This window comes from Lysinibacillus sp. FJAT-14745 (assembly GCF_001275675.1).
Lineage (GTDB): Bacteria > Bacillota > Bacilli > Bacillales_A > Planococcaceae > Lysinibacillus.
Window position 1 is genome coordinate 778,513 of the sequence record NZ_LITM01000002.1, and the last position, 25,458, is coordinate 803,970.

Below are 25,458 nucleotides of genomic sequence, written 5' to 3' on the forward strand. Positions count from 1 at the left end.
ACTCTACATTACCGACTTTAATTTTCGTTTATAAAAATAATAAAAACATCCTACAATACCGACGAAAGCACCAAGATATATACCGTACTTTGTTGCTAGTATGGAAATGTTTTCAATGTGTTTCCCAAAAAACAAACCAAGTGTAAAGTAAATCAATGTCCAAACAAAACCTGCTGTGTAGTAATACAAAGCGTATTTTTTAAACGACATGTTATTCATCCCTACTAAGTATGGAAGTATATGTCTCACAATTGGTATGAAATAGCTTATTACTAAAGCAAAATGACCATATCTATCTATTAGTTCTTTTGACTTTAATAAATATTTAGCCTTGTTCTTTTTCACCAATTTATCAAGTATTTTATGGCCAAATACTTTACCAAGGATAAATCCTAAGGAAAGTCCTGAAACTGCACCGAGATAAGTTATTACAAAAGCTTTTAACACACTCATTTTTTCTAACGAAGACATAAAGCCGCCGCTCATAACGATCATCTCATCAGGAAGGGGCATACCCACGATTCCTAACCATAAGCTGAAAAATAAAGCAAAATAACCATATTGCTCGATATATGATACAAGATCCTGTAATCCCATTAACTAGTCCTCACATTTCCAAGTTTGCAGCTTAGCACATAGGCAGGTGGAATATTAATCCATACTTTTTCATGTGAAATATCTTCAAAATAGTTTTGAATAAAGGATTTTTTAACAAGTGAATATTGGAATGTAATAAATTTCCCTTCCTCTAAGCAATCCTTAACATTCCGTAAAATACGTGAGGAAACGGCAGGATCCAAAGATGTAAAAGGTAACCCAGATACGATATAGTCAATTTTTTCGATATTTAATGCTGACAAATACATGCATAAATCCTCAGCAGATCCATGTATAACGAATACACTCGGCTCATGTTTAAATTGGTCACGAAGCTTTTCACAAAAAATTTCATTATTTTCGATAAGAATTAACTTTGTTGACTGCTTTTTTCTTTTCATTATTTCTTTCGTAAATGAGCCTGTACCTGGACCTAGTTCAACAATACATTGGGCATCTTCAAAGTAAATTGCTTCGACCATTTTTTTTGCTAATTTTTTTGAACTAGGCGAAATCGCACCTATCGTTTTTGGATGTTTTATAAATTCAGTAAGGAACGTTATAAATTGCATAATTTTTTCTCCGATCGCATGTAATATTTGATTATTTTAAATATAACGACCATTCCTTAAAGAATTACGAGGGAATTTCTTAAATTTTTCTTAAGAGTTTTAAAAGGTCATTGATATTTCCTTCAGAAATTAGGCATACAATCGCTTCTAGTAGAATAGAAACCTATATAGAGAACATTTGAAAAATAAAGTGGGGTGTGAAAGGATGCTTAAACTAAATGATGCAAAAGAAATGGTACTCAGAATTGTGCAACATGACCCATTGTTTGTCGTTATACAAAATACGCCGCCTCTAGAAGAAATACTTTATAATGACGACTATTTAGCGCAAATTGAAGAATCAAATTATTATTCTACTTCAGATGTCGCTAGCTGGTTTGAAATAACTGATGCGAAGCTTCGTTATTACATTAAACCATTTGAACAGTATATTTTTGATAATGCTACGATTAGCCCAAACACCAATATTCGTTTGAACCTTTCTGCCATTTTAAGACTTCGTATGATATTACTGTTAAAGGATAAACACCGCGTCAAAGGTTTAAAACTTATATTAGGTATTGATGACAACGGTCAGCTCATCAAACATCAAATAACTGCAACAACTTTAGATACTGATGATTTAACTAACAAAGTCGATGTTCTTGGAAACGTGCTACAGCAAATGATACAAACAGGACTCTTCAATATCTTTCCAAATGAAGATCATGGAGCATTGCAAGTAACCTTTAATCAAGATTTTCTTGCACAAAAGTTTCAATTGCTATCCTCCGAATCTACCCTTCAAGTTGAAAAAGTTCAAAAGGAAACAGCTAAACTTAAACAAGAAAACGACAATCTACAAAGGCAAATTTCAGAGCTGCAAGAGGATAGTGTTAAGGACATTGTCCAAAAAATCCGTGAACGTCATATTGAAAATGAAATAGTGTCGACATTACGGACAGAAGCATTACAGCAATTTTCTACGGAAAATAAGGCAGGGTTATTTACGAAAATTTTTCGTTCCTCTCAAATTGAGATGGAAAAGGAGCAATTTGTATTGAGCTATATTTCGAAGCACCTAGAAGAACGTTTAGAAATAGCACTGAATGATTATTATGGAGAATAAATATCTTTCCTTTAGAAACCATCTAATTTTTTTCAATTCTCCATTCTTTAAACACTTAAAAGCATTTCATCTTGAGTACTAGTCAAAAGTTATTCGCTGAGAAGATATTGAGCCTCCTCAGAGTAAAATGATGTGATCACGAAGGAGTCGTCAAAAGAAGTGACGATTTTAGCCTTCGTACTTTTCTATCATCCCTGCGGAGTCTCACATTTCCCGCTTTTAACCTTATTTTTAAACGGTTAACTTCAGCTACAGGATTTGATGCTTCCTCCTGCATTTCTCCTTATTTTTGAAAAATAACACGATTTGTTCCTTCCCCTCCTCACCTATCTGTTACACATAAATTGTGACAAAGCACAATACCTTAAAATCCACATGATAATTTTTAATTCATTTGTAAAAATACCCATTTTATCAATTGACCAACCTGGTCAAATTATATATAATCATGGTAAAAATACACTGAAGGGAGAAAAAACTTGTATCAAACATTTCTTAATTTAGAGGTTGAAAAACAACATAAAATTATCAACTCTGCACTTAAAGAATTTTCCATCAATAATTACGATACCGCTTCTACAAATAAGATCATTAAGGATGCCAAAATTTCAAAAGGAATTTTATATCACTATTTTGGTAGTAAAAAAAATTTATATCTTTACTTATATGAATACGTTACAACGATTTTCATTGATGCAATCAATAGTCGCTTAGATTTAGAAGAACCTGACATATTTAAACGCTATGAACAAATCATGACAATAAAATTGGAATTAATTAAGCAGTACCATACTTTTTTTGATTTCCTTAAAAAGACGTATATTGAAACAAGTTTAGAAGTAAGAAGTGAGCTCGATCAATATAATTTAACTTTACAAAATAGTTCCTATGACAGTGTGTTTGCAGGAATTGATTACGATTTGTTTCATAAAAATATAGATAGTAAAAAAGCAATAGATACCATTCGGTGGGTTACGGATGGAATAAGTGATCGATATGAAGAACGATTGAAGAGTAATGTAGATAACAGCGAAGCCTTTAACCAACTCTTAGAACAATGCATGGAGGAAGCAAACGATTATTTTCAATTTTTAAAGCAATTAGTATACAAAAACACAAAGAGGTGAATTGTATGGCAATAATCGAGGTCAATAATTTAACTAAAAAGTTTGGGGATTTTTATAGTGTACAGAAAGTAGACTTACAAATCGAAAAAGGTGAAGTGTTCGGTTTTTTAGGTCCAAATGGTGCTGGGAAATCTACAACAATACGGCATTTAATGGGCTTCTTACAGCCCACAGAAGGACAGTGTTTCATAAAAGGGTTGGATTGTCGCCAATCTACGGCTGAAATCCAAAAATTCGTAGGCTATTTACCTGGTGAAATTGCGTTTATTGATAAAATGACTGGACAACAATTTATCAAATTTATTGCCCAAATGCGAGGGTTACATGATTTAACAAGAGCTAATGAACTTATGGAATACTTTGAATTAAATGCCACTGGGCTTATTAAGAAAATGTCAAAGGGTATGAAGCAAAAAACTGGTCTAATTTGCGCATTTATGCATAACCCTGAGATAGTCATTCTAGATGAACCGACAAGTGGATTGGACCCCCTTATCCAAACAAAGTTTATCGATTTTATTTTAGCTGAAAAAGAAAAAGGGACGACCATATTCATGTCCTCTCATATGATTGAAGAAATTGAAAAAACTTGTGACCGTGTAGCGATACTTAATGCTGGTAAAATTGTTGCAACGGAAACAATTGCTGACTTAAAAAAGCGAAAATCTAAAAAGTTTTTAATTGAATTTCAAAGCGAACAAGAGCTCTCTCGCTTCTTAGGAGAACCACTTAAAATTGAACAGACTGGGCCAACACAAGCCATTATAAAAGTTCAGGGTAATGTCCAAACATTACTTCACATATTAGCAGACTATAAAATTAATGACCTCGATATCATTTCACAATCACTTGAAGATATATTCATGCATTACTACGAAAGAGGAGGTCAAGAATCATGAACTTTACTTTGCTAAAACACGAGGTACTAGCTACTGTTAAACTTTTTAGTATCATACTCGCTGTATTAATGCTCTATATCATTAGTATTGTTTATATGTATAACCCTGAAATGAGTAATACTCTTAATAAGCTTACCGAAACAATGCCTGAATTGATGTCAGCATTTGGTATGACGAATATAGGCAATACGTTAATTGAATTTCTATCAACCTATTTGTATGGATTTTTATTGCTTATTCTACCGTTAGTTTTCATCATTATGTCGGCAAATAAACTAATTATGGGCTATATCGATAATGGTTCCATGGCATACCTTATTGCGACACCGAATACACGTTTTAAAATTGTCTTTACGCAAGCATTTTTTTTAGTTGCTAGCATTTTTATATTGCTCTCAATTACAACTTTAGTTGCAGTCATATTTTCTGAGATTCTATTTCCAAATGAATTGGATATAAGTGCTTTTTTGACTTTAAATATCGGTCTTTTTTTCTTACACTTTGCCATTAGTGGCTACTGCTTTTTTGTATCCTGCAGTAGCAAGGATTTAAGAACCTCTTATGCGTATAGTACAGGAATTCCTATTCTATTTTATTTAATTCAAGCGCTTAGTAATATGGGTGGTGCTTTAGGAAAGCTTAAGTACTTCACAATTTACTCATTGTTTTCACCTGAAAAATTAATGACTCAAGATAGCTCGTCTATTTGGATGCTAGGAGCATTATTTTTAATTGGAATGTTATGCTATATGCTGGCTATTCGTGTTTTTGTTAAAAGGGATTTGTATTTATAACGTAAAAAACTGCTTGCTTTCTCTGAGCAAGCAGTTTTTTAGATCTCTAGAAATATATGAATACCTGAGAAACCTGAGTTAACATTCATTACTGCATAGACGTTAAATTACCAAGGAATCGCAATAAACGAAAATGAATTTTTGCCAATTCTTCCACACTTAAATCCTCATTTCCTCTGTCTAGCCATTCCTGAATAATCCCCAAAATTGCAGAAGCTAAAAAAGCCTGTAAATATTGTCGGAATTCTGGATCTTGCAATTCCTCTCCAATAACGGAAAGTCTATCTAAAATTTGATTACTAAAGACTTCCTTCAATCTCTTGCTAAATCCGGGACTGCCCTGCTCCCCTAATATAACTCGAAAGGCGGTGGCATGCTCTTTAAAACATTTAATCACTTCGACAAATGGTGGATAAAACTGTCCTGTTTTTAACGTTTGAAAGGCTTCTAGTGGTTGCACATTTTTAACATAGCTTTCTAGTTCATTTATTAACTCCTGCTGCAAGTCCTCCATCACTTCAAACTTATCCTTATAATGTAAATAAAAAGTTCCTCGATTGATGTTTGCAGTAGAAGCTAGATTTTTAACTGTTACTCGTTCAAAGCCTACCTCTTCTATTTGTATAATTAATGCATTTTTTATAGCCTGTTTTGTTTCAAAATTCATTATTTTATGGATAGACATGTATAACCTCCGTTCTATTGACACTTTATACCAACTTGTTCATTGTATTTGCCTACATGCTAACGTAAAATTTTACTAGTATCAACACCGTGTTCAGTAAAGGAAAGAAAAATTAATGGAACCTTTAGCCGTTTTCTTTTGTTTAGCAATTACCTTGCACAATATTGAAGAAGTTATTTGGCTACCTCAATGGTCATAGCAGGGTTCAAAGTTTCAAAAAGCTGTGACGCCAAATGAATTTCATTTCGCAGTTTTAGTGATTACAGCTTTAGCTTATTTATCGGCATTTTTCTTTATCTTTTTTCCACAATCTAATTTTGCGAAATGGCTTTTCGTTGGATTTTTAGGCGCGATGATTATCAATGCTATTTTTCCACATCTTTTAGCAACAATAATAATGAAAAAATATGCCCCCGGACTTGTAACAGGATTGCTACTTAATATACCAATCAACTGCTTCATTATTCGAAGGATGTTTGAGGCACAATTAATTGGATGGACAGAGCTACTATTTTCAACGATTCTAGTAGGGTTAAGTTTGTTAGCGCTTATTCCATTTCTGTTTAAGTTAGGCAGGATGGTTACACTTAACTCGAAAACGTAATCAATGAACACTTTTTGTAATTCTGTTTATTGTAATTGATTAATCATTGTCTTAAAATTTCAGTTATCAACACTGTGTTCAGTAAAAGGAGAGATGAATAAATGGGAAACAATGCGATTTCATTAAACTCTATTGAAAAAAAGTTTCACAAAAAACAAGTAATTGCCCCGCTATCCTTAGAAATTCCTAAGGGACAGCTTATTGGCTTACTTGGCCCTTCAGGCTGTGGGAAAACGACGTTAATTAAAATGATTATGGGGATGATCAAGCCCGATAATGGCAATATTCAAGTGTTAAATCATACAGTTCCTCATAAGCAATTACTGACGGATATCGGCTATATGGCACAATCTGATGCGCTGTATTTGGATTTAACCGGCGAAGAGAACCTTCATTTTTTTGCAAAGCTTTATCGTTTATCAAAAAAAGAGCGTGCAGAGCGTGTCAATTATGCTGCAAACCTTGTTCATTTAACGGATGATTTAAATAGTAAGGTGATGAATTATTCTGGAGGGATGAAACGGAGATTATCTCTTGCAATTGCTCTTATCCAAAATCCAAAGTTATTGATTTTAGATGAGCCAACTGTTGGTATTGATCCCGTATTGAAAAAAGAAATTTGGCAGGAGTTAATTCGTTTAAAAAACGATGAGCATAAAACCATTTTAGTAACGACACATGCAATGGATGAAGCAGAGCGCTGCGACCAGTTGACTATGCTACGCAATGGCCGGATCATCGCACATGGAACACCACATGATTTGAAAGCTCATTATCAAGCAAAAGATTTTGATGAAGTGTTTTTAAAAGCTGGAGGTGAAGCACTATGAGAATCGGCGCAATTGTTACTAGAATTATGCAGCAAATGATCCGTGATAAACGTACACTCGCTTTATTATTTTTTGCACCTCTTCTTGTGCTTTCGTTAATGTATTTTGTTTTTAATAGTGCTGAGCCTGAAGTAACACTAGTCGTATCAAATGGTCCTGTACAGCTAATTGAAAAACTTGAAGCAGCGGATTTCCATGTCATCGAAAACAACGATTTTACTAGTGCCAGTTTAAAAGAAGAAAAATATGATGGCTGGTTAGCTTTCAATCAATCTCAATTGAAACTCACATTATTAAATGATGATCCGTCTACCGCCAAGGCTTTAAAAATGAAGCTTTCTCAAGTTTTGCAGCCGGAACAATCTTCAAAGATGAAGTTGACGACTGAATATGTATATGGCGATGAAAATACCGCTATTTTTGATATTTTTAGCCCGATGCTTATAGGTTTCTTTGTGTTCTTTTTCGTCTTTTTAATTACAGGCATAGCGTTGTTAAAAGAACGAACTTCAGGGACATTGGAACGTTTACTAGCGACACCGATTAAACGTTCTGAAATTGTTGCTGGCTATATGGTAGGTTATGGATTGTTTGCTTTTCTTCAAACGACTATTATTGTTCTATTTGGGATTTATGTTCTGGATATCGTACACGTTGGCTCCATCTGGCTCGTTCTACTAATCAATATTGTCGTTGCGCTTGTTTCATTATCATTAGGAGCTCTCTTATCAAGTTTTGCTTCTTCAGAGTTTCAAATGATGCAATTTATCCCGCTTGTCATTGTACCGCAAATTTTCTTTTCAGGTATTTTCCCACTCGATAATATGGTTGAGTGGCTGCAAAATATTGGTCGTATTATGCCACTATACTATGCGGCTGACGCGTTGAATGGGGTTATGTATAAGGGATATTCCTTTAGTGAAATTCTAGCCGACTTAGCGATTCTTGCTTGCTTCGCTCTAGTATTTATTACATTAAATATTGTAAGTTTAAAAAAATATCGATCATTATAATCACAGGGTTCTGCTCAAAAATTGGGCAGAACTTTTTCAATTAGAAAATTCCACCAATTTTCTATTAGCAAAGGAGCTAATATTCATCTATACTAAATTTACAGTTAAATGGTTAAATGTTTTACATCGTAAGTTAAAAAGCCTAAAAATAAAGGTGTGTAAAGATGAAGACGATTATGGAAATTCAGAACGTTTCTAAACAGTATAGAGGGAAGAAAATTTTAGAGAATGCTACATTTTCTATTTGTGCCAATCAAATTATAGCTCTAGTAGGAAAGAATGGATCAGGTAAGAGTACCCTTCTAAAAATCATTGCGGAATTAGTCGATGCTGACAGTGGCTCTATTGTGAAACATCGACAATCTTTAAAAATTGGTTATGTGCCAGAAGTGACCCCTTCACATATTTTGTTTACGCCTGAAGAATATCTTTATCATATGGGTAGTATTCGAGGCATGGCAAAAAAACAACTACAGCAAAAAATAAATGATTTACTTGAATTATTTCATTTAGAGGAAGCTCGGAACATTCGGATTGTTAATTTTTCTAAGGGTATGAAGCAAAAGGTTATGATTATGCAGGCAATGCTTGAAGACACAGATCTACTAATCTTAGATGAACCATTATCAGGACTCGATCCTAAGGCCCAAAGCGACTTAGAAGAAACTCTCTCTATTTTAAAGGACAAAGGATTAAGTATCGTTTTAACATGTCATGAAACAAAATTACTTCAACATCTTGTTGATACCGTTCTTGTTATTCAAAATAATAAGATCATTCAAGCTGATTCATTCAATAAAAATGATGTACCGAAAAATAAATTAATTTTTGAGATTTCAAGCGAGGAATTATTGGACCATCTATTACCTATTCTTGAAATTCAACAACAAAGTCTTTTAAACAACAGTTGTTATGAGGTAATCACCATTATTAAGGCGGAGGAAACAGACCGAATATTATTAGAGCTACTACATAAAAAAGCCTCTATTAAACAATTAATCCCGATAAATGAAAAGGAGGAACAATTCTATACCCATTTTTAATGAGGAAGAATAGAAACCGACATGACTAGTTTATTACGCTATCAATTTATCAATTATTTAAGAACCTATAAATATGTTCCACCCTTTTCAATTTTCATTTTATGTCTTGTTGTAAACTATACTTTTGTCCCAAATCCAATTTTAGATAGCTATTCGTTTACAGCCATCATCCTCTTTCTTCTAATGGGATGGTTTACAGTTACACTATTTCACGCAGAAGATGAAGAGCAAAAAGTAATTACAACACTTCATGCAAAAAGTCGAACACAGTACAATTTAGGAATTTTTATAATTTGTGGACTAATTGGTTTCGGTCTGAGCTGTGTATCAGTAATTTACCCTACTCTAATTGGTGCCTTTGGAGAAGAACCAAGATTTATACATCAATTACTTGGATTCCTCTCTCATTTTAGTTTAGCTGTACTAGCCATTGCACTTTCAGCAATATTTACAAGAGAGCTCGTCAAAAACAAGCAAAATACTTGGTGGGGTGTACTTAGCATCTTACTTTTTTCTATCGTTATCGCTACCTTAACAGAGGCGATTCTTCAGATAAAAGGACTAATTTGGCTGCTTCCACCTGTCCGTCTTTCATTGGAAATGATGGGTTCGGAAGATTCTATAAAAACAATACCGACCATTTTTTATTGGCAGTTTGCTTGGATTTTCCTCTACTCAACCTTCGTCATCATGTTGTTCTTCCTCCTATCGAATCGAAAAAGGAAATAAGATTTCTATATGGAGGCTGATTTTATTAAAATATCTTTGCTCTTAAAACACCTAAAATCAAAGGATAATTTCGAAAAATTAAGAATATAAGTAATAAAAGTCAGAAAAATTGGAGTGTAAATACATGATTCATGAAATAGAGGAATATGTAAAATATTTAGATGGTGTTCATAAACGAACGATGCAATATGTGAAGGTAATACCTGATGAACTTTTAAATTGGAAGCCTTCTGAAGATAAATTTTCTATAGGTGATTTATTGCGACATATCGCATCATCTCGTTTGATGTTTCTTGGTATATTTGAACAGGGTTCGTGGACGTATGCAGGACATGATTCTGGTAAAGGGACTTCTCTTGAGGATATTTCAAATTATTTAGAGTCATGTCAAATTAAATTAACAGAGGGGCTTTTAAAGATGGGCAACGATATTTTATCAAAAAAGGTTTTAACCCTTCTTGGTCATGAAGTTAGTGCTTGGAGAATACTTATGTCAATTCCTGAACATGAAATCCATCATCGCGGACAAATCTCTACATATTTACAAATAAACAAGATTGAACCTCCTCAAATTTTCGGATTAAAGATTGAACAAGTTAAAACATTATAATTTTATAAAAGAGCTTTGGACACCATCATATATCCAAAGCTTATTTTTGTCATTATATTAAACTTCCCCCGTTGTATAGAGTAAAACTTTAATTAGTGAAAATAAAAAAGCCCAAAAACAGAGTTTCTTTTTAGCGTCCATTGGTTGTTGAATAGTCACGAAAATAATCGCCAAAACCTCACCTCGAATTTTGCTCGTTGACTAAAAAATGCCCCCGATTTACTTAGGTAGTGGGGGCAATCATTTTCGTATACGGATTGTCATTTTTAATTTATTCAATCCAACCTCCAACCTTTTCTTATAGATCATCACTTTTATTTTAAAAAAGCCGAAGTTTAAAGAGCGACAAACAATACTGGTTTTTGGGAATTTTTCGTGCGTTAAATGATGATAGCAATATATAATAGAAGAAATTCAAACTAGACTGGATGTGATGACATGGAAACAGTTCATATTCCTATCAATGCTGAACATATTATTAGTACCTCTAGTAAAGGAAATCAATCGAAATGGCGTATCGGCAACAAGTGGGTCAAACAAAATGCACGAGGGTATGAGGGGCAAGCAGAAGTATTAGCTTCCCTCATGCTTGAATGCTCAACTCTTGATCGCTCTAAATATGTCGTCTATCAGCCATGTATCATTCAGTTGGCTGACGGTGAACAATTTGAAGGCTGCTATTCACTCGACTTTCGTGGTACAAAACAGGAAGTGACACTTGAGCGCTTGTTTGAAGCAAATTTCAGCTCTACTGACCCTATTACAAATAACAAAACACTTTCTACTAAAGAAAAATTCGAGCAGTTAATGGCACAGATTGAGCAGTATACAGGACTCGTTGTACATCATCAAATTGCACAGCTATTCGCTTTTGATGCCCTTATTCTAAACGAAGATCGGCATACAAATAACATTTTATTTTTATACGATCCAAAAGAAAAAACGTGGGAGCTGGCGCCTATTTTCGATAACGGGCTCAGCCTACTATCTGATGAAAAAGACTATCCACCTGGCAAACCTTTAACAATTATCAATTATACCTCGGCATAATTGCGTCCGGAATCGGCTTTGTGATTAGGCCTGCATGATGCAGGTCAGTTAGCCGTTATCGCATGGATGCGATGGTTTTAGGCTAACATCCTATGTGAACTCCTTTTCGATTCCGTGACATCCGCCGGAGGCTTTAACTTCTTTCAGCGGGTGTTTGGACACCAGCTGAAAGAAGTTAAAGAGAAAAGTAAAGGCAAAACCACTAAATTCATCTTTCACAAAACAACTTGCTCTTTACGAAGGACCACCTTTTATTGATAAGGAGAAATTAGTAGCGACAATCGAACAATCACCGTACGATTTTGGACGTGCTAAAGACGTATTACTTTCACAGTTGCGTGATCCAGTTTTGAAACATTTATTCATAGAAGGAAGTGAAGCTATTGATTGATTACATGACTTTTGACGTAATGTGGATGGATGACATTATTGCAAACGTTGAGTTAAAACCGACTAATGGTGGCACACCATATGTCATTAACTATATTGAAGATTTTAACAAGCAATTTTCACCGACGATGGAGGGGCATATCACCTTAGAAGAACTGGAACGTTGGCTAAAATGGAGAACTTTCCCCCCTACTCGGGTCAATGCAAAGGAATTACTGGCTTCACTAGATATGCAAGCCTATAATCGCTGGGGCATCGTGCGGAAAACACATGGTGTAATGGCAGATGATGAAATTTGGATTCGATTTAAAGGCGAAACTCTCACCCATCGGGATGTCTGCTTACGCAAGGATCTATACTATCCTGAGGAACCAAATTTCCCAGAATTTCAATAAGTTAACTGGCGGTAAATCTCTTTAGTACGAGTTTTTTTAAATTAAATGAGCTCTCAGACGTATTTTAAATCGAGTTGACGGGTGATTTCCCTAGCTCGATTCGTCTGGGAGTTCTTTAAGAAAATTAGCATAAACCAGAGCGAAAATTTTTAGCGAAGAACAGGTGAGGGTATAAAACAAACGATTTCATTCTGTCGCTTCAATCGCTTGATGAAATTTTTTTCATTCGATTTCATGGCACCAATTCCTCTCTTACAATGATTAAATTATTTAATATCTGTGAAAAAATCTTCTTCAGAAAAGACACCAATATTATTTCTTCTAAGCAATGCAGTTGTTACGCCTACGCCCACTAATTTTGTACCATTGAAATCCCCATTGTAGATCACTGCACTGCCACAAGATGGACTATACTCTTTTAAAATAACCTTAGTCGCACCTAGTTCGAGTGCTTTCTGTAATGTTGCATATGCACCCTTAATATAAAGATCCGTGACATCACGGCCAGATTTTTCAACCACTCTCGCTTTTCCAGCAAGAACGTCTTCACCATCTCCCCCAACAATTTCAGCGGGCTCACGAGGTGTTGAAAAACCTCCCATTAGTTCAGGGCATACAGTTACGGCCTTATTTTCTAACACAAGCTTTTGAATTCTTTCATCTAAACTATCTGTTCCGTTATAACGTACCTTTAATCCTGCTAAGCAAGAACTAATTAAAATCATATGTGCACCTCATTTTTAAGCTATATCGTATAAGTATAACTTTAGCTTATTAAAAGAGTCTGTCAACCGCTTTTACAATGACATAATGTAATTCCTTGCTACTCTATTCTCTAATATTGATATTTTCAAACCTTTTTTATTATTAGTAGGACAACCATTTCACCAGGTTGTGCTACTATTTTATTATCTATATTTTTTTATGAATTCATTTCATCATTTAAAAAGGAGGAACAAGACTTGGTTGAATTTACAATTTGTTTTCTTAAAAAGGGTGACCAAATATTATTGCTAAATAGGGATTTTCCAGAGTGGATGGGGGCTTGGAATGGTGTAGGTGGCAAGATTGAGAAAGATGAAACTCCACTGGTGGGGGCATTACGAGAAATTAAGGAAGAAACGGGCATTGTACTGAAGGATATTACATACAAAGGAAAAATAACATGGACTGATGGAATGACTGACTTTGGCTGTATGTATGCTTTTATTGCTGAATTGCCAGAATCCTATCATTATGTGACACCGATAAAAGTTGCAGAGGGTATTTTAGATTGGAAAGATCTATCATGGATCTTCCATCCTAAAAATGTAGGAATAGCTGATTTAAAATATTACTTACCGAAAATGCTGGATGAAACAGTCAACTATGAATACATATTTACATATAAAGATAGTACATTGATTGATATAACGAGTACCCCATTAGTTACTGTCTAAATAGAACAAGACCTCGTAAACGCGACAGTAGCGTCTACGAGGCTTAGCTAATTATTTTCTTGGTTGCGCAAATCGCATTCTGCACATCGACCAATTCAAGGTTGTATTTTGAATTTCATCATAGATGTTCCACAGGCTATCGACTACCCGTAATTCAACATTACGTTTAGACATTTCCTCAAATAAATTTTCTACTTCGAATTTAGCAATAGGATATTGTGTTGTTTCACTTGTATAATAACCCGCATTTTGATCCTGTAGTGTAAATTCGTGGATGTCGAACTCATATAAGTAAAGTTTCGTATTTTTCATCGTCTCAAACCACTTGCTTTCAATTACGACAACATGTCCATATAATGCTGATGTTATATAGGTTCGTTTATCCCGTTCGGTTGTATTCTCACCAATATAGTAGCACACTCGTGGGCAATTCCTAGGTGTCAAAAAATTAGGCAAGCATGTATCGTTGATTGCCCATACTAGACCTTTTTCTGGATCTAAATCTAGTCGATCAGGTAATCGTGGGTGAAATACTGTAATATCACTTTCCTCACTGACATGATATATGCGCACATGTTCCCACTCCTTATTTTCCAAATTGGAAGAATTAAATTCGTATATTGATTCCAAAGTTTAATCGCCTTGTTACTTACGTTACGTTTTTTGTGCACACTCATATTTTTTCATTAACGAAAAAAGATAGAGACTTATATTATTTATATCATGTAAATAGAAGCTCGCCATCTTTTTGTAAAAATACAAGCCAGAAATCCCTAAGCGGACTTCTGGCTTTTCTAATTTAAGAACTGGATTGCGTTTTGATAGGTAATGCATTGTCTAGAGTGTCCTGTCGTTTAACAGTGATCCATCTTCCGCATAACATGACAATCAATGCAAAAAATACGATGACTCCTGCAAATACAAGCGCTGCCTTATAGCTACTATAAATCGCCACAAGCTGACCCGCGATAATTGGACCGATAATTTGTCCAAATGCATAAAAAGTTGTTAACAATGATACGACCGGGCCGCTTTGTGTTGGAAATAGCTGACGTGCATAGGACGTCGTTAACGTCACAATGCCTACAAATGTCAAGCCGAATAAAAATGACGATAATAATACGCTCCAAACTGTTTGTGAAAATACTGGTAATAAGATGCCTATTACTTGCAATACATACGCGACAAACAAAATTTTGATAGCAGAGAATTTTTCTAATAATACAGTCCAAACAGGTGCTGACGGGATAGCCGCTACTCCAACAATGACCCAGCTATACGAAGAGTAAGCTTGTAGCGAAGGAATATTATGAATGATATCCACTAAAAAAGTACCAGTAATAATATAGCCTAACCCTTCAAAACCATATGCGACAATTAGCCATGGCATAAAGCCCTTTGTCATTTTGGCATCAGAGGATTTCGCGGTTTTCACAGTATCTTGTACATGCAAACCTCTCCAAAGAATAAATGTTATCACTAAAAAAACAGCAGATAAAATCCCTAAGCCTATCCATGTACCTTGCCAAGCAAAACGTGCTTCAATAGCAGGAACTAATAAACCTGAAATAGCAATCCCTAATCCGATACCACCAAATAAATAGCCTGACCATCGTGTAAGTGAATGCTTTGCTAAATAATCCATAATAATACTACATGTTAATACAAAAATAAGTCCCCCTGTAATGCCAGCAATCAAACGAAGCACAAGCCACACACTATATATTTCAATGATTCCCATAAGAACAACAGAAAGGACATTCAAAACAACACTTAACAATAAAAAGTTCTTCTTTTGGCGATTGATAAATCCTGCCCACAAAGCGCCAATGAAATAACCAATATAATTACTTGATGCTAAAAATCCAGCAACTTCAAACGAAAACCCGACATCATGACGCATAAATGGCAAAATTGGTGTGAATGCAAAGCGGCTAATCCCCATAGCTACTACAAGTAAAAGCACCCCACCAAATAAAATTCCGATGTGCTGTCGATTCATCATGTCCCCACCCCCCTAAAAACTTTTTGTAATTAAAAGGATACAGAGTGAAAATTAATAAATCTAATATATAATTTATATAAAAGGATAAAAAATTTTTATAAGAGGTGGGATACATAATGAATTTACATGCTCTTAGATTATTTACAAAAGTAGCTGAGCTCAAAAGTGTTTCTAAAGCAGCACAAACTCTAATGATTAGTCAACCTGCCGTTACCATTCAAATTAGAAATTTAGAAAGGGAACTAGACTTAACTCTTTTAGAATCAAAAGGTCGAGGAATTACATTAACACAAAATGGAGAATTTTTATTTAAACAGGCTCAGCGATTATTTGATTTAGAATTGGATATTGAAAACAAACTAGAGCAATTAAAAAACACAGGTAATGAAGAATTACAAATTGCTTCTACCCATGTTCCATCGCATTTTTTATTACCAAAATGGCTCGCAAAGTATAAGCATGCCTATCCGACAACTAATATCCACATAAAATCGGCTAATTCACAGCAAGTTATTGAAGAATTACTTCACTATAAGGCTGATATGGCTTTTATCGTAAAAGAGGACGGTCATCATCCAGATATTAGTTATCAATTTCTCATGAATCTCGATTATTGGTTTATCGTCCCATATGGACATCCACTGGCAGACCAGGAAGTGACATTAGCGGAATTAATGCAGCAACCATTTGTTTCACGGGAAGATGGTAGCTCTACGAAAGAATATTTAAACGCTTTATGTAAGGTTCATAAAATTCCACCGCCAAGAGTAGGGCTACAACTGGACGGTATCAACGAATCCATTCACGCCATTGCAGCTGGGTATGGTACGATGCTAGCTCCATCTATAGCAGCTTCTAGCTTTATTCAACGGCAGCAAATAGCGCGAGTTTTTACAAAAGACATCGATGTTCAACGTCCTATCTATCTTTGCACACGAAAAAATGAACAAAATACCTCTTCAACCTTTAATACATTTATTAACATCATTAATGATTCAATTTCATAACAGTCTTTTTTCAAAAGTTTGAACTACACAAAATTTGAGCAATAAAGAATTGATGTGTAGTTTTTTCATTTTCAAAAAATTGTACTATATCTCACAATCTCATCAACATGGGATTGATATTCACTCCGGTCGGACGCTTTCCTGAGGGCGTCCGATGAGCCACTTCTACGCTGCAGGGTCTCGGGCCAACAGATGTCTTTTGCGCGAAAGCGTAGTGCTAACGAAGCGTCAGCAGCACCGATGTTGGTCACGAAGGCGTTATCACAGGATGTGATGGTTTTAGCCTTCGTTCCCCTACCGCTAATCCCCAAGGAGTCGCCTAATTTCCACCCCAATCAACTACATGGCATACGTTTACAAATGTCATCCTAACTTTTAGCAATGATTCATCTTAATGACTGTAAAAGCTGTAAATAAATAGTGAATCCCGTTTAAAAAGTTCGCGTCAATTCCATTAATATTCGTTTTCTTATAGACTAAACGGTTTCAATGACCTATAATAATCCATAAATTCATCAATACACGAACATTAAGGTGGTTTTTATGACTGAATATACGTTAATTTTCAAAGGGACAGCTTTTTCAAGTAAGTCTCCTACTGAAGTACAAATTTTAAAGGATTATTTATTCTTCATTAATGCAGACGGGATGATTGCGAAAACAGTAGCTCCTGAGCATCCAGATTATCAAAATCTGCTAACTACATATCAGCATCAAGAAAGTTTTCATCAATTAACTGACGGTCAATATTTCTTACCTGGCTTTGTCGATTTGCATATACATGCACCGCAATGGGCACAAGCTGGAACTGCATTAGATATTCCACTTTATGACTGGCTGAACACATACACTTTCCCTATCGAATCGAAATTCTCCGATTTAGAGTTTGCACAAGAGGTCTATGAAGATTTAGTAAGTACTCTTCTTGCCAATGGAACGACTACATCACTCTATTTTGCAACTGTCCATAAAGAAGCGAGCCTGCTATTAGCGACAATTTGTGCCGAAAAAGGGCAACGTGGTCTAGTTGGGAAAGTGGTGATGGATGATCCTGAACAAAATCCAGACTATTATCGAGATGCAAATACTCAGACTGCACTAAAAGATACAGAAGAATTTATTTTAGCTGTGAAGGAATTAGCCAAATCAACGAAACAAGGTGTTTATCCAGTTGTAACACCACGCTTTATTCCAAGCTGTACAGATGATGCTCTAAAAGGTTTGGGAGAATTAGCAGCTAAATACGATACACATATCCAGTCACATTGTAGTGAAAGTGATTGGGAGCATGGTTACGTAAAGGAACATTTTAAGAAAAATGATGCCTTTGCCTTACATGACTTTGGTCTCTTAGGCGATAAATCTGTGATGGCACATTGTAATTTCTTAAATGATGATGATGCACAATTATTTGCTGAAACAGGCACAGCGATTGGTCATTGCCCAATTTCTAATGCTTATTTTGCAAATAGTGTCATTCCAATTGCCCGCTTCCATGCAAAAGGCGTTGATATCGGACTAGGGTCAGATATTTCTGGCGGCTTCTCACCTAGCCTATTCGATAATGCTAGACAAGCAGTCATGTCGTCTAGAATGCTAGAAGACGGTGTCGATACATCTCTTTCTGCTGAAAAACGTGGTGTCCCAAATTCACGTATTACGATTAATGAAGCATTTTATTTAGCAACAGCAGGTGGCGGAGAAAGCTTAAGCCTACCCATTGGTCGATTACAAGAAAACTACATATGGGATGTACAAATCATCGATACTAACATCCCTTCTGCAAAACTTCCTATATTTGATAACAAGGAAGATTTACAGGACATCTTCCAAAAAATTATGTATCTTGTGCGCCCTGAAAATATCCGTGAAGTTTGGGTACAAGGAAATAAGGTTCACGTTAGAGCATAAATAGTCTCTTGCATAAAAAAATTACAATTTTGAGGTGTACTTCTTAGTGGAAACGCAACATAACAAATTAGCTAACGATAAAATGAAAACTCAGCAATTAACAGTTTTACCAGATGAAAAGGTGTCATTCGGTCAATCAGCCCTACTTGGATTACAGCACGTTATGGCAATGGACGTCTATGTAGTGCCTTTTTTAATTGCCATGTTAATCGGTTTACAATCAGGTCAATCAAGCGCATTGATTCAATCGACATTTATTGCAGCAGGGATTGCAACGATTATCCAAACTCATTTTTGTATGAAGCTACCGATAGCCCAAGGTCCTTCATATGTTCCTCTTGGCGCCATTGTAGGTATTTATGCTACAAGTGGTGGTGGAGATCTTGGCTGGAGCACTGTGCTAGGAGCAAGCTTAATCGGCGCCCTCTTAGTTATTATTTTAGGTTATACAGGTATATTCAATAAAATCGTCAAGACTTTCATTCCTCCACTTGTCGGAGGGACAATTATATTTGTAGTCGGTCTTTCATTAATGCCTGTAGGTTTAAGTAATAACATTTTTAACGCAGCAGGTGCATCTATTAACCAAAACATCTATTTAGCTCTAATTTCAGCTACGGTTCTTATCGTTTGCGTTATGCTAGGTGCAGTCTTTCATAAAAAAGGTCGCGTATTTCGTATCACTTCAGTAATCATTGCTTTAATCGCAGGTAGTATTGCCGCGAATATTATGGGTGTCTTAGATTTATCAGCAGTATCTCAAGCAAAATGGTTTAGTATGCCTCAAATTCCATTTGCAGATTTCGGCTTTACGTTCAATTTTTCAGCCATCATTACAATGGTTATTATTTATATCGTCTTAATGGCAGAAACTACAGGTACGTGGTTTGCAGTTAGTAACGTCATCGATAGACCGTTAACTGATAAACAAATTAATCGAGGCGTTATCGGTGAAGGAATTGGCTGTTTCGTTGCTTCTTTACTAGGGTCAACTCCTGTTACTGGCTATTCAACAAATGCAGGTGTGATATCGATCACAGGTATCGCAAGTCGCCGTGTTTTTATTGCTGCAGGTTTTTGGTTTATTTTATTCGGCTTCTCCGGTAAATTAGCAGCTCTAATTTCTGCTATTCCTTCAGCAGTTATCGGCGGAGTATTCGTTATCGTTTGTGGCATTATTGCGATTAGTGGTTTACAAGTAATGAAAAATGAAAACATTGGTGAAAAGGAAATGTATGTAATCGCTGTACCGGTGATTTTAACATTAGCCCTAACATTACTTCCTAAAGATTTCTTATACTCATTACCAACAACCGTTCAATACTTATTCGGCTCTCCAATAGCAACAGCTGCTATAGTAGCTATATTGTTGAATAAATTATTACCTAGTGTGAAATAGCTTTAACTCATGCACAACTCTCCTATTTTTATAAGAAGAGTTGTGCATTTTCTTAATTAAATTATTCCCTGAAACTTCTGTCTTATTTTCTTTTGTTTTGTTATACAATAGCAAAAAAGTAGGGATTATAATTATATATAACGTTATTGTAATTAGTAAGAGATCAACTGGATTAGTAGCGGGCAATAATTTAGCAAAACAAAGAAATAGGTAAAAAACCTTTGTCCCAATGAAGTTCCTAACCTTGTCCATGCGTGGGTCCTTTTCAGTGGATTTAACTGACTTTATCTACTATATATCAAAAATAAATCATCGAACATTTCTAGTATTTTTAATACTGAGGTTTTTAATGCAATACTACTGATATTTTTTTAAGCGTAGTACATGAAAAGTTACTAAAAATTAAAAATGGAAGTTGTGGTGGTTAAATTGGAAAAACTCGAGGAACAACTTCAGCTAGCATTAAAAGAGTGCGAACGACTAAGGTTGGAAAATCAAACATTAAAAGAACTTCTGAAATATCATAATATAACGCCTAATACGATCCCTTATTTTCAAAAAACAAAAGAAGTTGCTATTACCAAAGAGCAAAAGATACAGGAAAGAATGCAAATATATCGGAATCTTTTCAAAGGGAGGACAGACTTATATGCAGTAAGATGGGAAGCTAAAAATGGGAAGTCTGGCTATATGCCTGCGTGTGAAAATGAATGGCATCCAACTTTATGTCAGAAACCAGCAATAAAATGCGCAAATTGCCAGAATCGAAAATTACTCCCTTTAACAGATCAAGTTATTTATGACCATCTTTCTGGCAAACACACTATTGGGCTCTACCCTCTTTTACAAGATGAAACGAGCTGGTTTTTAGCCGTTGATTTTGATAAGAAAAACTGGTCAAGAGACGTTCAATCATTTATGGAAACATGTAAGGAATTAGGTGTCCCAGCAAGTATTGAGCGCTCACGTTCAGGAAACGGATGCCACGTGTGGATTTTCTTCAATCAAGCTGTCCCTGCTTCCTTAGCTCGTAACCTCGGAAATGTATTATTATCATACACACTTTCAAAATGTTATGAAGTGGGCATGGATTCGTATGATCGTTTATTTCCAAATCAAGATACACTACCAAAGGGAGGTTTTGGGAATTTAATTGCACTGCCTTTACAGAATGGTCCAAGGAAGGACGGGAATAGTGTTTTTGTCGATGAGTATTTTATTCCTTACCCAGATCAATGGCACTATTTACATCAAATACGAAAAATGAAAAGAGAGGATATTAACAAAATTATTAAAACATATCATAAAAACAATGATTCTTCTATGTCTGTAAAAGAAAATAGACAACCTTTAACGAATGAGGATAAAATTCAGCTCTCAACTAACGTCACAGTGATTGAAAAGAACGGTTTATATATCCAAAAAGAAGGTCTTTCTTCTTCTTTCATTCATAAACTTATGCAACTCGTAACTTTCAAAAATCCTCATTTTTATAAAACCCAAGCAAAGCGATTATCGACTCATAATATACCACGAAACATTACTTGCTTTGATCATACAGAGGAGTATTTAATACTGCCACGTGGATGCAAAGATGATATGCTAAGCCTATTAAATGATTTCTCTATGGATTATGATTTTGTTGATAGTACAAATTCAGGAACCAAAATACCATTAAAATTTGAAGGCAATTTAAGAACAGAACAAGAACAAGCAGTGACAAAATTATTAGAAAATCCAATTGGTATTTTATCTGCTACGACTGGATTCGGAAAAACTGTAATCGCTGCGGCGTTAATTGCAAAAAGACAGACAAATACCTTAATTATTGTTCATCGAAATCAACTAATCGATCAATGGAAAAAAAGTTTATCTACATTTCATAATCTTGAAGAAAAACAAATTGGTCAAATTGGCGGTGGCAAAAATAAACAAACAGGTTTCATTGATATTGCTACTATACAAAGTCTAAATTATAAAGGAAAAGTGAAAGATCTGATTACACAATATGGTCAGATTATCGTCGATGAATGCCATCACATTGCAGCGGTCAGTTTTGAGCAAGTGTTAAAAAAAGTAAATGCCAAGTATATTGTTGGATTAACCGCTACGCCTATACGAAAAGATGGATTACATCCAATTATGACAATGCAGTTAGGACCTATTCGTTATAAAGTAAATGCTAAAAATCAAGCGAAAGTCAGGCCATTTAAACAAATATTGATCCCTCGTTACACGAAGTTTAAGTCCGGTGAAAAGGACATCCAAACAATATATACAGAACTTACAAAAGATGAGAGCCGAAACCAAATGATTTTTGATGATGTTTTAAAAGAATTAGACAACGGTTCAGTACCTATTATTTTAACCGAAAGAGTTGAGCATGCCTTTTATTTAGAATCTAAATTTAAAGGGTTTGTAAAGAACGTTATCATTTTAACAGGGAAATTAAGTAAAAAAGAAGAGAAAGAAAATCTTAAAATCTTAGATATGCTTGCTGATAATGAAGAAATGCTGATTATTGCAACAGGAAAATATATAGGGGAAGGTTTTGATTACGCTCGATTAGATTCCTTATTTTTAGTTATGCCTTTTTCATGGAAAGGTACATTGCAACAATATGTTGGGAGGCTACATCGTCAGCACGATTCAAAATCGATAGTGAAGGTCTATGATTATGTAGATTGTCAGGAGCAAATGTTCAAAGTTATGTTTGAAAAAAGATTAAAAGGTTATCAATCGATGGGGTATAAATTATTGGAAAACAAATCAATTGATGAAACTTTGTCAGAACAAATGAGGTTATTTTAAGAATCCAATCAGATTTAAGCCTAAACACATTACTTGATATTAAAAATTTATATATCCTTATTTCGCAGAGTGGCTGGGACAAAACTGGTCAAAACCTTAAAAAGCGCGAGAAATCAATTTAGAAACGTTGATTTCTCGCGTTTTTTCGATGTTAAATTTTGCGTAAAAAAATATGCTTATGTCATAAGCGACGTAAATTATCAGTGCGGTCAGAGAGTGTTGCATGAAGGTAGATGTCGATATTTTTCAAAAGTTGGTCGATAACTTAAAAATGTTGGTAGATAAATTAAAATAGTTGGTAGATAAATTAAAAAAGTTAGGTGATAAATCGATAAAGTTGGTCGATAAACAATCAAAAGTTCTCGACAAATCTCAAAACTGCAGCTCATTAAAGATTTTTGGCCCAGCCTCTTATTTATTATACTCAATCAAATTGTACTAGAACGTTTTGATTATCCCCAATAGGCCAAAGAACGTTTCTTCATCGCTTCCCGGTATTGCTCTGTTGAGATTGGCAATGCTGTATTTGTTTCATAATCCATAATGACACCATATTTACGAACAACATCCATTTGATTAATTTTACCGTTGTTATACATCTGCTCAACTTCTATTGGATCTGTTTCCAGCCATCTATGGCGATTTTTGCGAATATAATCTCGTTCTTTTAATGTTGCAGCCATATCAATTTCGTAAGCGTCCATATCGCGGTCAATTTCACGGATAACTACACCGTAATCAAGCTTTGCACGCTCAATCGAAACATATTCATCGATAACGTCCTCTAAAACGGCGTTTACATCTCGCGCTAATGGGTCACCTAAACCACCACCTCCTGCTGAAGGACGTGTAAAGGAATCCCCTTTCTTCAATTCAACATTGGAGAAGATCGTGCCTAAAAATTGTTCATCCTCTTTGTTTGGGTTTAAAATAGCCCCTTGTGCGATAGAAGGTAAGCCGCCCATAATCCCCCATGTAATGGAGCGAGAACGATCACAGCAATAGGACATCACTGTTTGGTTGACATCCGTTAAAACGCCTCCCTTTTCTACACCACAACCGCCACGGTATTTACCTGGACCAGCAGAATCTATAATGATTTCATGCTTCGTTGTAACAACTGGAGACAAACGCTCTTGCCCCTCGCATGGTTGAACACTTAAACCTACCCCGAACACTGGCGAGGTAGTATTCGCACCATCCCGGTCAATACGTCCACCATGACCACCAGCCATCCAGTCATACCACATAAAATATTCACTACTATCTCTCCGCTCATCATAGCCACCTATTAATAAATACTCTAAATTAAATGAACATGCGATAGCGCGTTCCGGCATAATGTTCGACCATAATTCGAAGCAGGCATTCATAATTTTTTCAAACGCTCCTGAACAATAGCCAGAAACAGCTACTGGGCTAGGTGCGTTGACGACAGAGTTTTCAGGAAGAAATATTTTCACAACACGATAAAATCCTGAGTTCAGCGGAATCTCTGGGAAAAATGTTTTGGTTCCTGCATAAGTACCAGAAAGTGCTGAGCCAAACCCTGCATTTAAAAAGCAGCTAATATAAGGATGTGAATCGCTTAAATCATAAGCTATTTCATCCTCCGTAATGGTCATTTTCACCCGAATTGGGATGAGGCCATCTCCTAATTGTGGGTCCATATCGATATAGTCCACCGTTTCCCATTGTCCTTTTGGTAAAGCTTTAATTTTCGCTCGCATTAATCGTTCAACATAATTTTGGACTTCTTCAAAAGCTACTAGCACCGTTTTAATACCGTACTTCTCTATCATTTCCTGAAGCTGCTTCTCACCAACTTTTGCGGCTTCCACTTGAGAACGTAAATCTCCTATACGTTCTTCCGGGATACGCATATTCATAACGATAATCTTCACAACATCTGTTAAATATTGGCCTTTACTATAAATGCGGACAGGTGGGATACGTAGACCTTCCCCGTAATGTTCTTTAGCTGTAATATCAAAGGAACCTGGGTTAGAGCCACCAACATCTGCCCAGTGACCATTTGTTTGCATAAGTGCAATTAGTTTGTCATCATGGAATACCGGTAAAATTACACGTACATCACTGAAATGTGTTCCTCCACGATAAGGATCATTTACTAAAAATACATCACCTGGATGGATGTCATCAGCGAAATCCTCTAAGACAGCTTTTGCAGTTAAATGCAGTGTTCCTACATGTACCGAAATATCTTGTGTTCCTTGCATAACGGTATTCCCCTGTGCATCGCATAATGCACAGCTGAAGTCTCGATTATAAATAACAAATGAGTAACATGTACGCAGCATTTGTTCAGCCATTTGATCGACTAAATTGACAAAGCCGTTTTTTAATACTTCAAATGTTACAGGGTCTAGATTTTGGACCTTTTGATTCGTCTCCAATTTCGTTGTACTCATAGCCAATT

General features: G+C 35.4%; 23 protein-coding genes and 1 pseudogene. 17 read left to right on the top strand and 7 right to left on the bottom strand.

What is annotated here, in order from left to right; genetic code table 11:
- Positions 1 to 3: 3 nt before the first annotated feature.
- A complete protein-coding gene (locus AMS59_RS05180; RefSeq protein WP_053482678.1) occupies positions 4 to 597 on the bottom strand; it encodes a DedA family protein in 594 nt (197 codons plus the stop codon).
- Positions 597 to 1,169, bottom strand: coding sequence for a class I SAM-dependent methyltransferase (locus tag AMS59_RS05185; RefSeq protein ID WP_053482679.1), 573 nt, complete (start codon positions 1,167 to 1,169; stop codon positions 597 to 599). Before AMS59_RS05185 ends, AMS59_RS05180 begins: the two co-directional genes overlap by 1 nt.
- A 205-nt stretch (positions 1,170 to 1,374) precedes the next feature.
- On the opposite strand from AMS59_RS05185, the gene AMS59_RS05190 reads away from it, so the two are divergent.
- From AMS59_RS05190 to AMS59_RS05205, 4 genes are all read left to right on the top strand, one after another.
- The gene (locus tag AMS59_RS05190) at positions 1,375 to 2,277 is read left to right on the top strand and encodes a hypothetical protein (protein WP_053482680.1); all 903 of its coding nucleotides are present in this window, start codon (positions 1,375 to 1,377) and stop codon (positions 2,275 to 2,277) included.
- A 479-nt stretch (positions 2,278 to 2,756) separates the two neighbouring features.
- Positions 2,757 to 3,404 carry a TetR/AcrR family transcriptional regulator gene (locus tag AMS59_RS05195; protein WP_082337386.1) on the top strand — a complete coding sequence of 216 codons (648 nt, stop codon included), beginning with the start codon at positions 2,757 to 2,759 and terminating at the stop codon, positions 3,402 to 3,404.
- A gap of 11 nt (positions 3,405 to 3,415) precedes the next feature.
- Positions 3,416 to 4,303, top strand: a complete 888-nt coding sequence (locus AMS59_RS05200) for an ABC transporter ATP-binding protein (protein WP_199777671.1) — start codon at positions 3,416 to 3,418, stop codon at positions 4,301 to 4,303.
- Positions 4,300 to 5,097, top strand: a complete 798-nt coding sequence (locus tag AMS59_RS05205; protein ID WP_199777662.1) for an ABC transporter permease subunit — start codon at positions 4,300 to 4,302, stop codon at positions 5,095 to 5,097. Before AMS59_RS05200 ends, AMS59_RS05205 begins: the two co-directional genes overlap by 4 nt.
- Before the next feature lie 88 nt (positions 5,098 to 5,185).
- Here AMS59_RS05205 and AMS59_RS05210 read toward each other — a convergent pair whose 3' ends face one another.
- Positions 5,186 to 5,782, bottom strand: a complete 597-nt coding sequence (locus AMS59_RS05210) for a TetR/AcrR family transcriptional regulator (protein ID WP_053482683.1) — start codon at positions 5,780 to 5,782, stop codon at positions 5,186 to 5,188.
- 115 nt (positions 5,783 to 5,897) lie between these two features.
- Between AMS59_RS05210 and AMS59_RS05215 the strand changes: the two are divergent.
- From AMS59_RS05215 to AMS59_RS05250, 8 genes and pseudogenes are all read left to right on the top strand, one after another.
- A pseudogene (locus AMS59_RS05215) lies at positions 5,898 to 6,386 on the top strand (HXXEE domain-containing protein).
- A gap of 101 nt (positions 6,387 to 6,487) precedes the next feature.
- Entirely contained in the window at positions 6,488 to 7,216 is a 729-nt protein-coding gene (locus AMS59_RS05220) for an ABC transporter ATP-binding protein (protein WP_053482684.1), read from the top strand.
- Complete coding sequence (locus AMS59_RS05225) at positions 7,213 to 8,229, top strand: ABC transporter permease (protein ID WP_053482685.1); 1,017 nt, start codon at positions 7,213 to 7,215, stop codon at positions 8,227 to 8,229. Before AMS59_RS05220 ends, AMS59_RS05225 begins: the two co-directional genes overlap by 4 nt.
- 164 nt (positions 8,230 to 8,393) lie before the next feature.
- Positions 8,394 to 9,272, top strand: coding sequence for an ABC transporter ATP-binding protein (locus AMS59_RS05230; protein ID WP_053482686.1), 879 nt, complete (start codon positions 8,394 to 8,396; stop codon positions 9,270 to 9,272).
- Between the two features lie 21 nt (positions 9,273 to 9,293).
- On the top strand, positions 9,294 to 10,001 hold the full coding sequence (locus tag AMS59_RS05235) for a hypothetical protein (protein ID WP_053482687.1): 708 nt from the start codon (positions 9,294 to 9,296) through the stop codon (positions 9,999 to 10,001).
- A 124-nt stretch (positions 10,002 to 10,125) separates the two neighbouring features.
- The gene (locus AMS59_RS05240; RefSeq protein ID WP_053482688.1) at positions 10,126 to 10,611 is read left to right on the top strand and encodes a DinB family protein; all 486 of its coding nucleotides are present in this window, start codon (positions 10,126 to 10,128) and stop codon (positions 10,609 to 10,611) included.
- Between the two features lie 438 nt (positions 10,612 to 11,049).
- Positions 11,050 to 11,661, top strand: a complete 612-nt coding sequence (locus tag AMS59_RS05245) for a hypothetical protein (protein ID WP_053482689.1) — start codon at positions 11,050 to 11,052, stop codon at positions 11,659 to 11,661.
- A gap of 383 nt (positions 11,662 to 12,044) precedes the next feature.
- A complete protein-coding gene (locus AMS59_RS05250; RefSeq protein ID WP_053482690.1) occupies positions 12,045 to 12,446 on the top strand; it encodes a hypothetical protein in 402 nt (133 codons plus the stop codon).
- A 266-nt stretch (positions 12,447 to 12,712) separates the two neighbouring features.
- Here the strand turns inward: AMS59_RS05250 and AMS59_RS05255 are convergent, their stop codons facing one another.
- Positions 12,713 to 13,171 carry a DUF523 domain-containing protein gene (locus tag AMS59_RS05255; protein ID WP_053482691.1) on the bottom strand — a complete coding sequence of 153 codons (459 nt, stop codon included), beginning with the start codon at positions 13,169 to 13,171 and terminating at the stop codon, positions 12,713 to 12,715.
- 237 nt (positions 13,172 to 13,408) lie between these two features.
- Between AMS59_RS05255 and AMS59_RS05260 the strand changes: the two genes are divergently transcribed.
- On the top strand, positions 13,409 to 13,885 hold the full coding sequence (locus tag AMS59_RS05260) for an 8-oxo-dGTP diphosphatase (RefSeq protein ID WP_053482692.1): 477 nt from the start codon (positions 13,409 to 13,411) through the stop codon (positions 13,883 to 13,885).
- A gap of 51 nt (positions 13,886 to 13,936) precedes the next feature.
- Here AMS59_RS05260 and AMS59_RS05265 read toward each other — a convergent pair whose 3' ends face one another.
- Together AMS59_RS05265 and AMS59_RS05270 are read right to left on the bottom strand one after the other, a co-directional pair.
- Positions 13,937 to 14,458, bottom strand: a complete 522-nt coding sequence (locus AMS59_RS05265) for a DUF6886 family protein (protein ID WP_053482693.1) — start codon at positions 14,456 to 14,458, stop codon at positions 13,937 to 13,939.
- Between the two features lie 226 nt (positions 14,459 to 14,684).
- Positions 14,685 to 15,887, bottom strand: a complete 1,203-nt coding sequence (locus tag AMS59_RS05270) for a YbfB/YjiJ family MFS transporter (protein WP_053482788.1) — start codon at positions 15,885 to 15,887, stop codon at positions 14,685 to 14,687.
- Positions 15,888 to 16,006: 119 nt separating this feature from the next.
- Between AMS59_RS05270 and AMS59_RS05275 the strand changes: the two genes are divergently transcribed.
- The 4 genes from AMS59_RS05275 (at position 16,007) to AMS59_RS05295 (ending at position 23,018) form a co-directional block, all read left to right on the top strand.
- The gene (locus AMS59_RS05275) at positions 16,007 to 16,897 is read left to right on the top strand and encodes a LysR family transcriptional regulator (protein ID WP_053482694.1); all 891 of its coding nucleotides are present in this window, start codon (positions 16,007 to 16,009) and stop codon (positions 16,895 to 16,897) included.
- Positions 16,898 to 17,440: 543 nt separating this feature from the next.
- Entirely contained in the window at positions 17,441 to 18,808 is a 1,368-nt protein-coding gene (gene guaD / locus AMS59_RS05280; RefSeq protein ID WP_053482695.1) for a guanine deaminase, read from the top strand.
- A 46-nt stretch (positions 18,809 to 18,854) separates the two neighbouring features.
- Positions 18,855 to 20,207 carry a uracil-xanthine permease family protein gene (locus tag AMS59_RS05285; protein ID WP_053482696.1) on the top strand — a complete coding sequence of 451 codons (1,353 nt, stop codon included), beginning with the start codon at positions 18,855 to 18,857 and terminating at the stop codon, positions 20,205 to 20,207.
- A gap of 420 nt (positions 20,208 to 20,627) precedes the next feature.
- Positions 20,628 to 23,018 carry a DEAD/DEAH box helicase family protein gene (locus tag AMS59_RS05295; RefSeq protein ID WP_369814301.1) on the top strand — a complete coding sequence of 797 codons (2,391 nt, stop codon included), beginning with the start codon at positions 20,628 to 20,630 and terminating at the stop codon, positions 23,016 to 23,018.
- A 452-nt stretch (positions 23,019 to 23,470) separates the two neighbouring features.
- Here the strand turns inward: AMS59_RS05295 and AMS59_RS05300 are convergent, their stop codons facing one another.
- Positions 23,471 to 25,450: a hydantoinase B/oxoprolinase family protein gene (locus AMS59_RS05300; RefSeq protein WP_053482699.1), complete on the bottom strand. Its 1,980-nt coding sequence runs from the start codon at positions 25,448 to 25,450 to the stop codon at positions 23,471 to 23,473.
- Positions 25,451 to 25,458 lie beyond the last annotated feature (8 nt).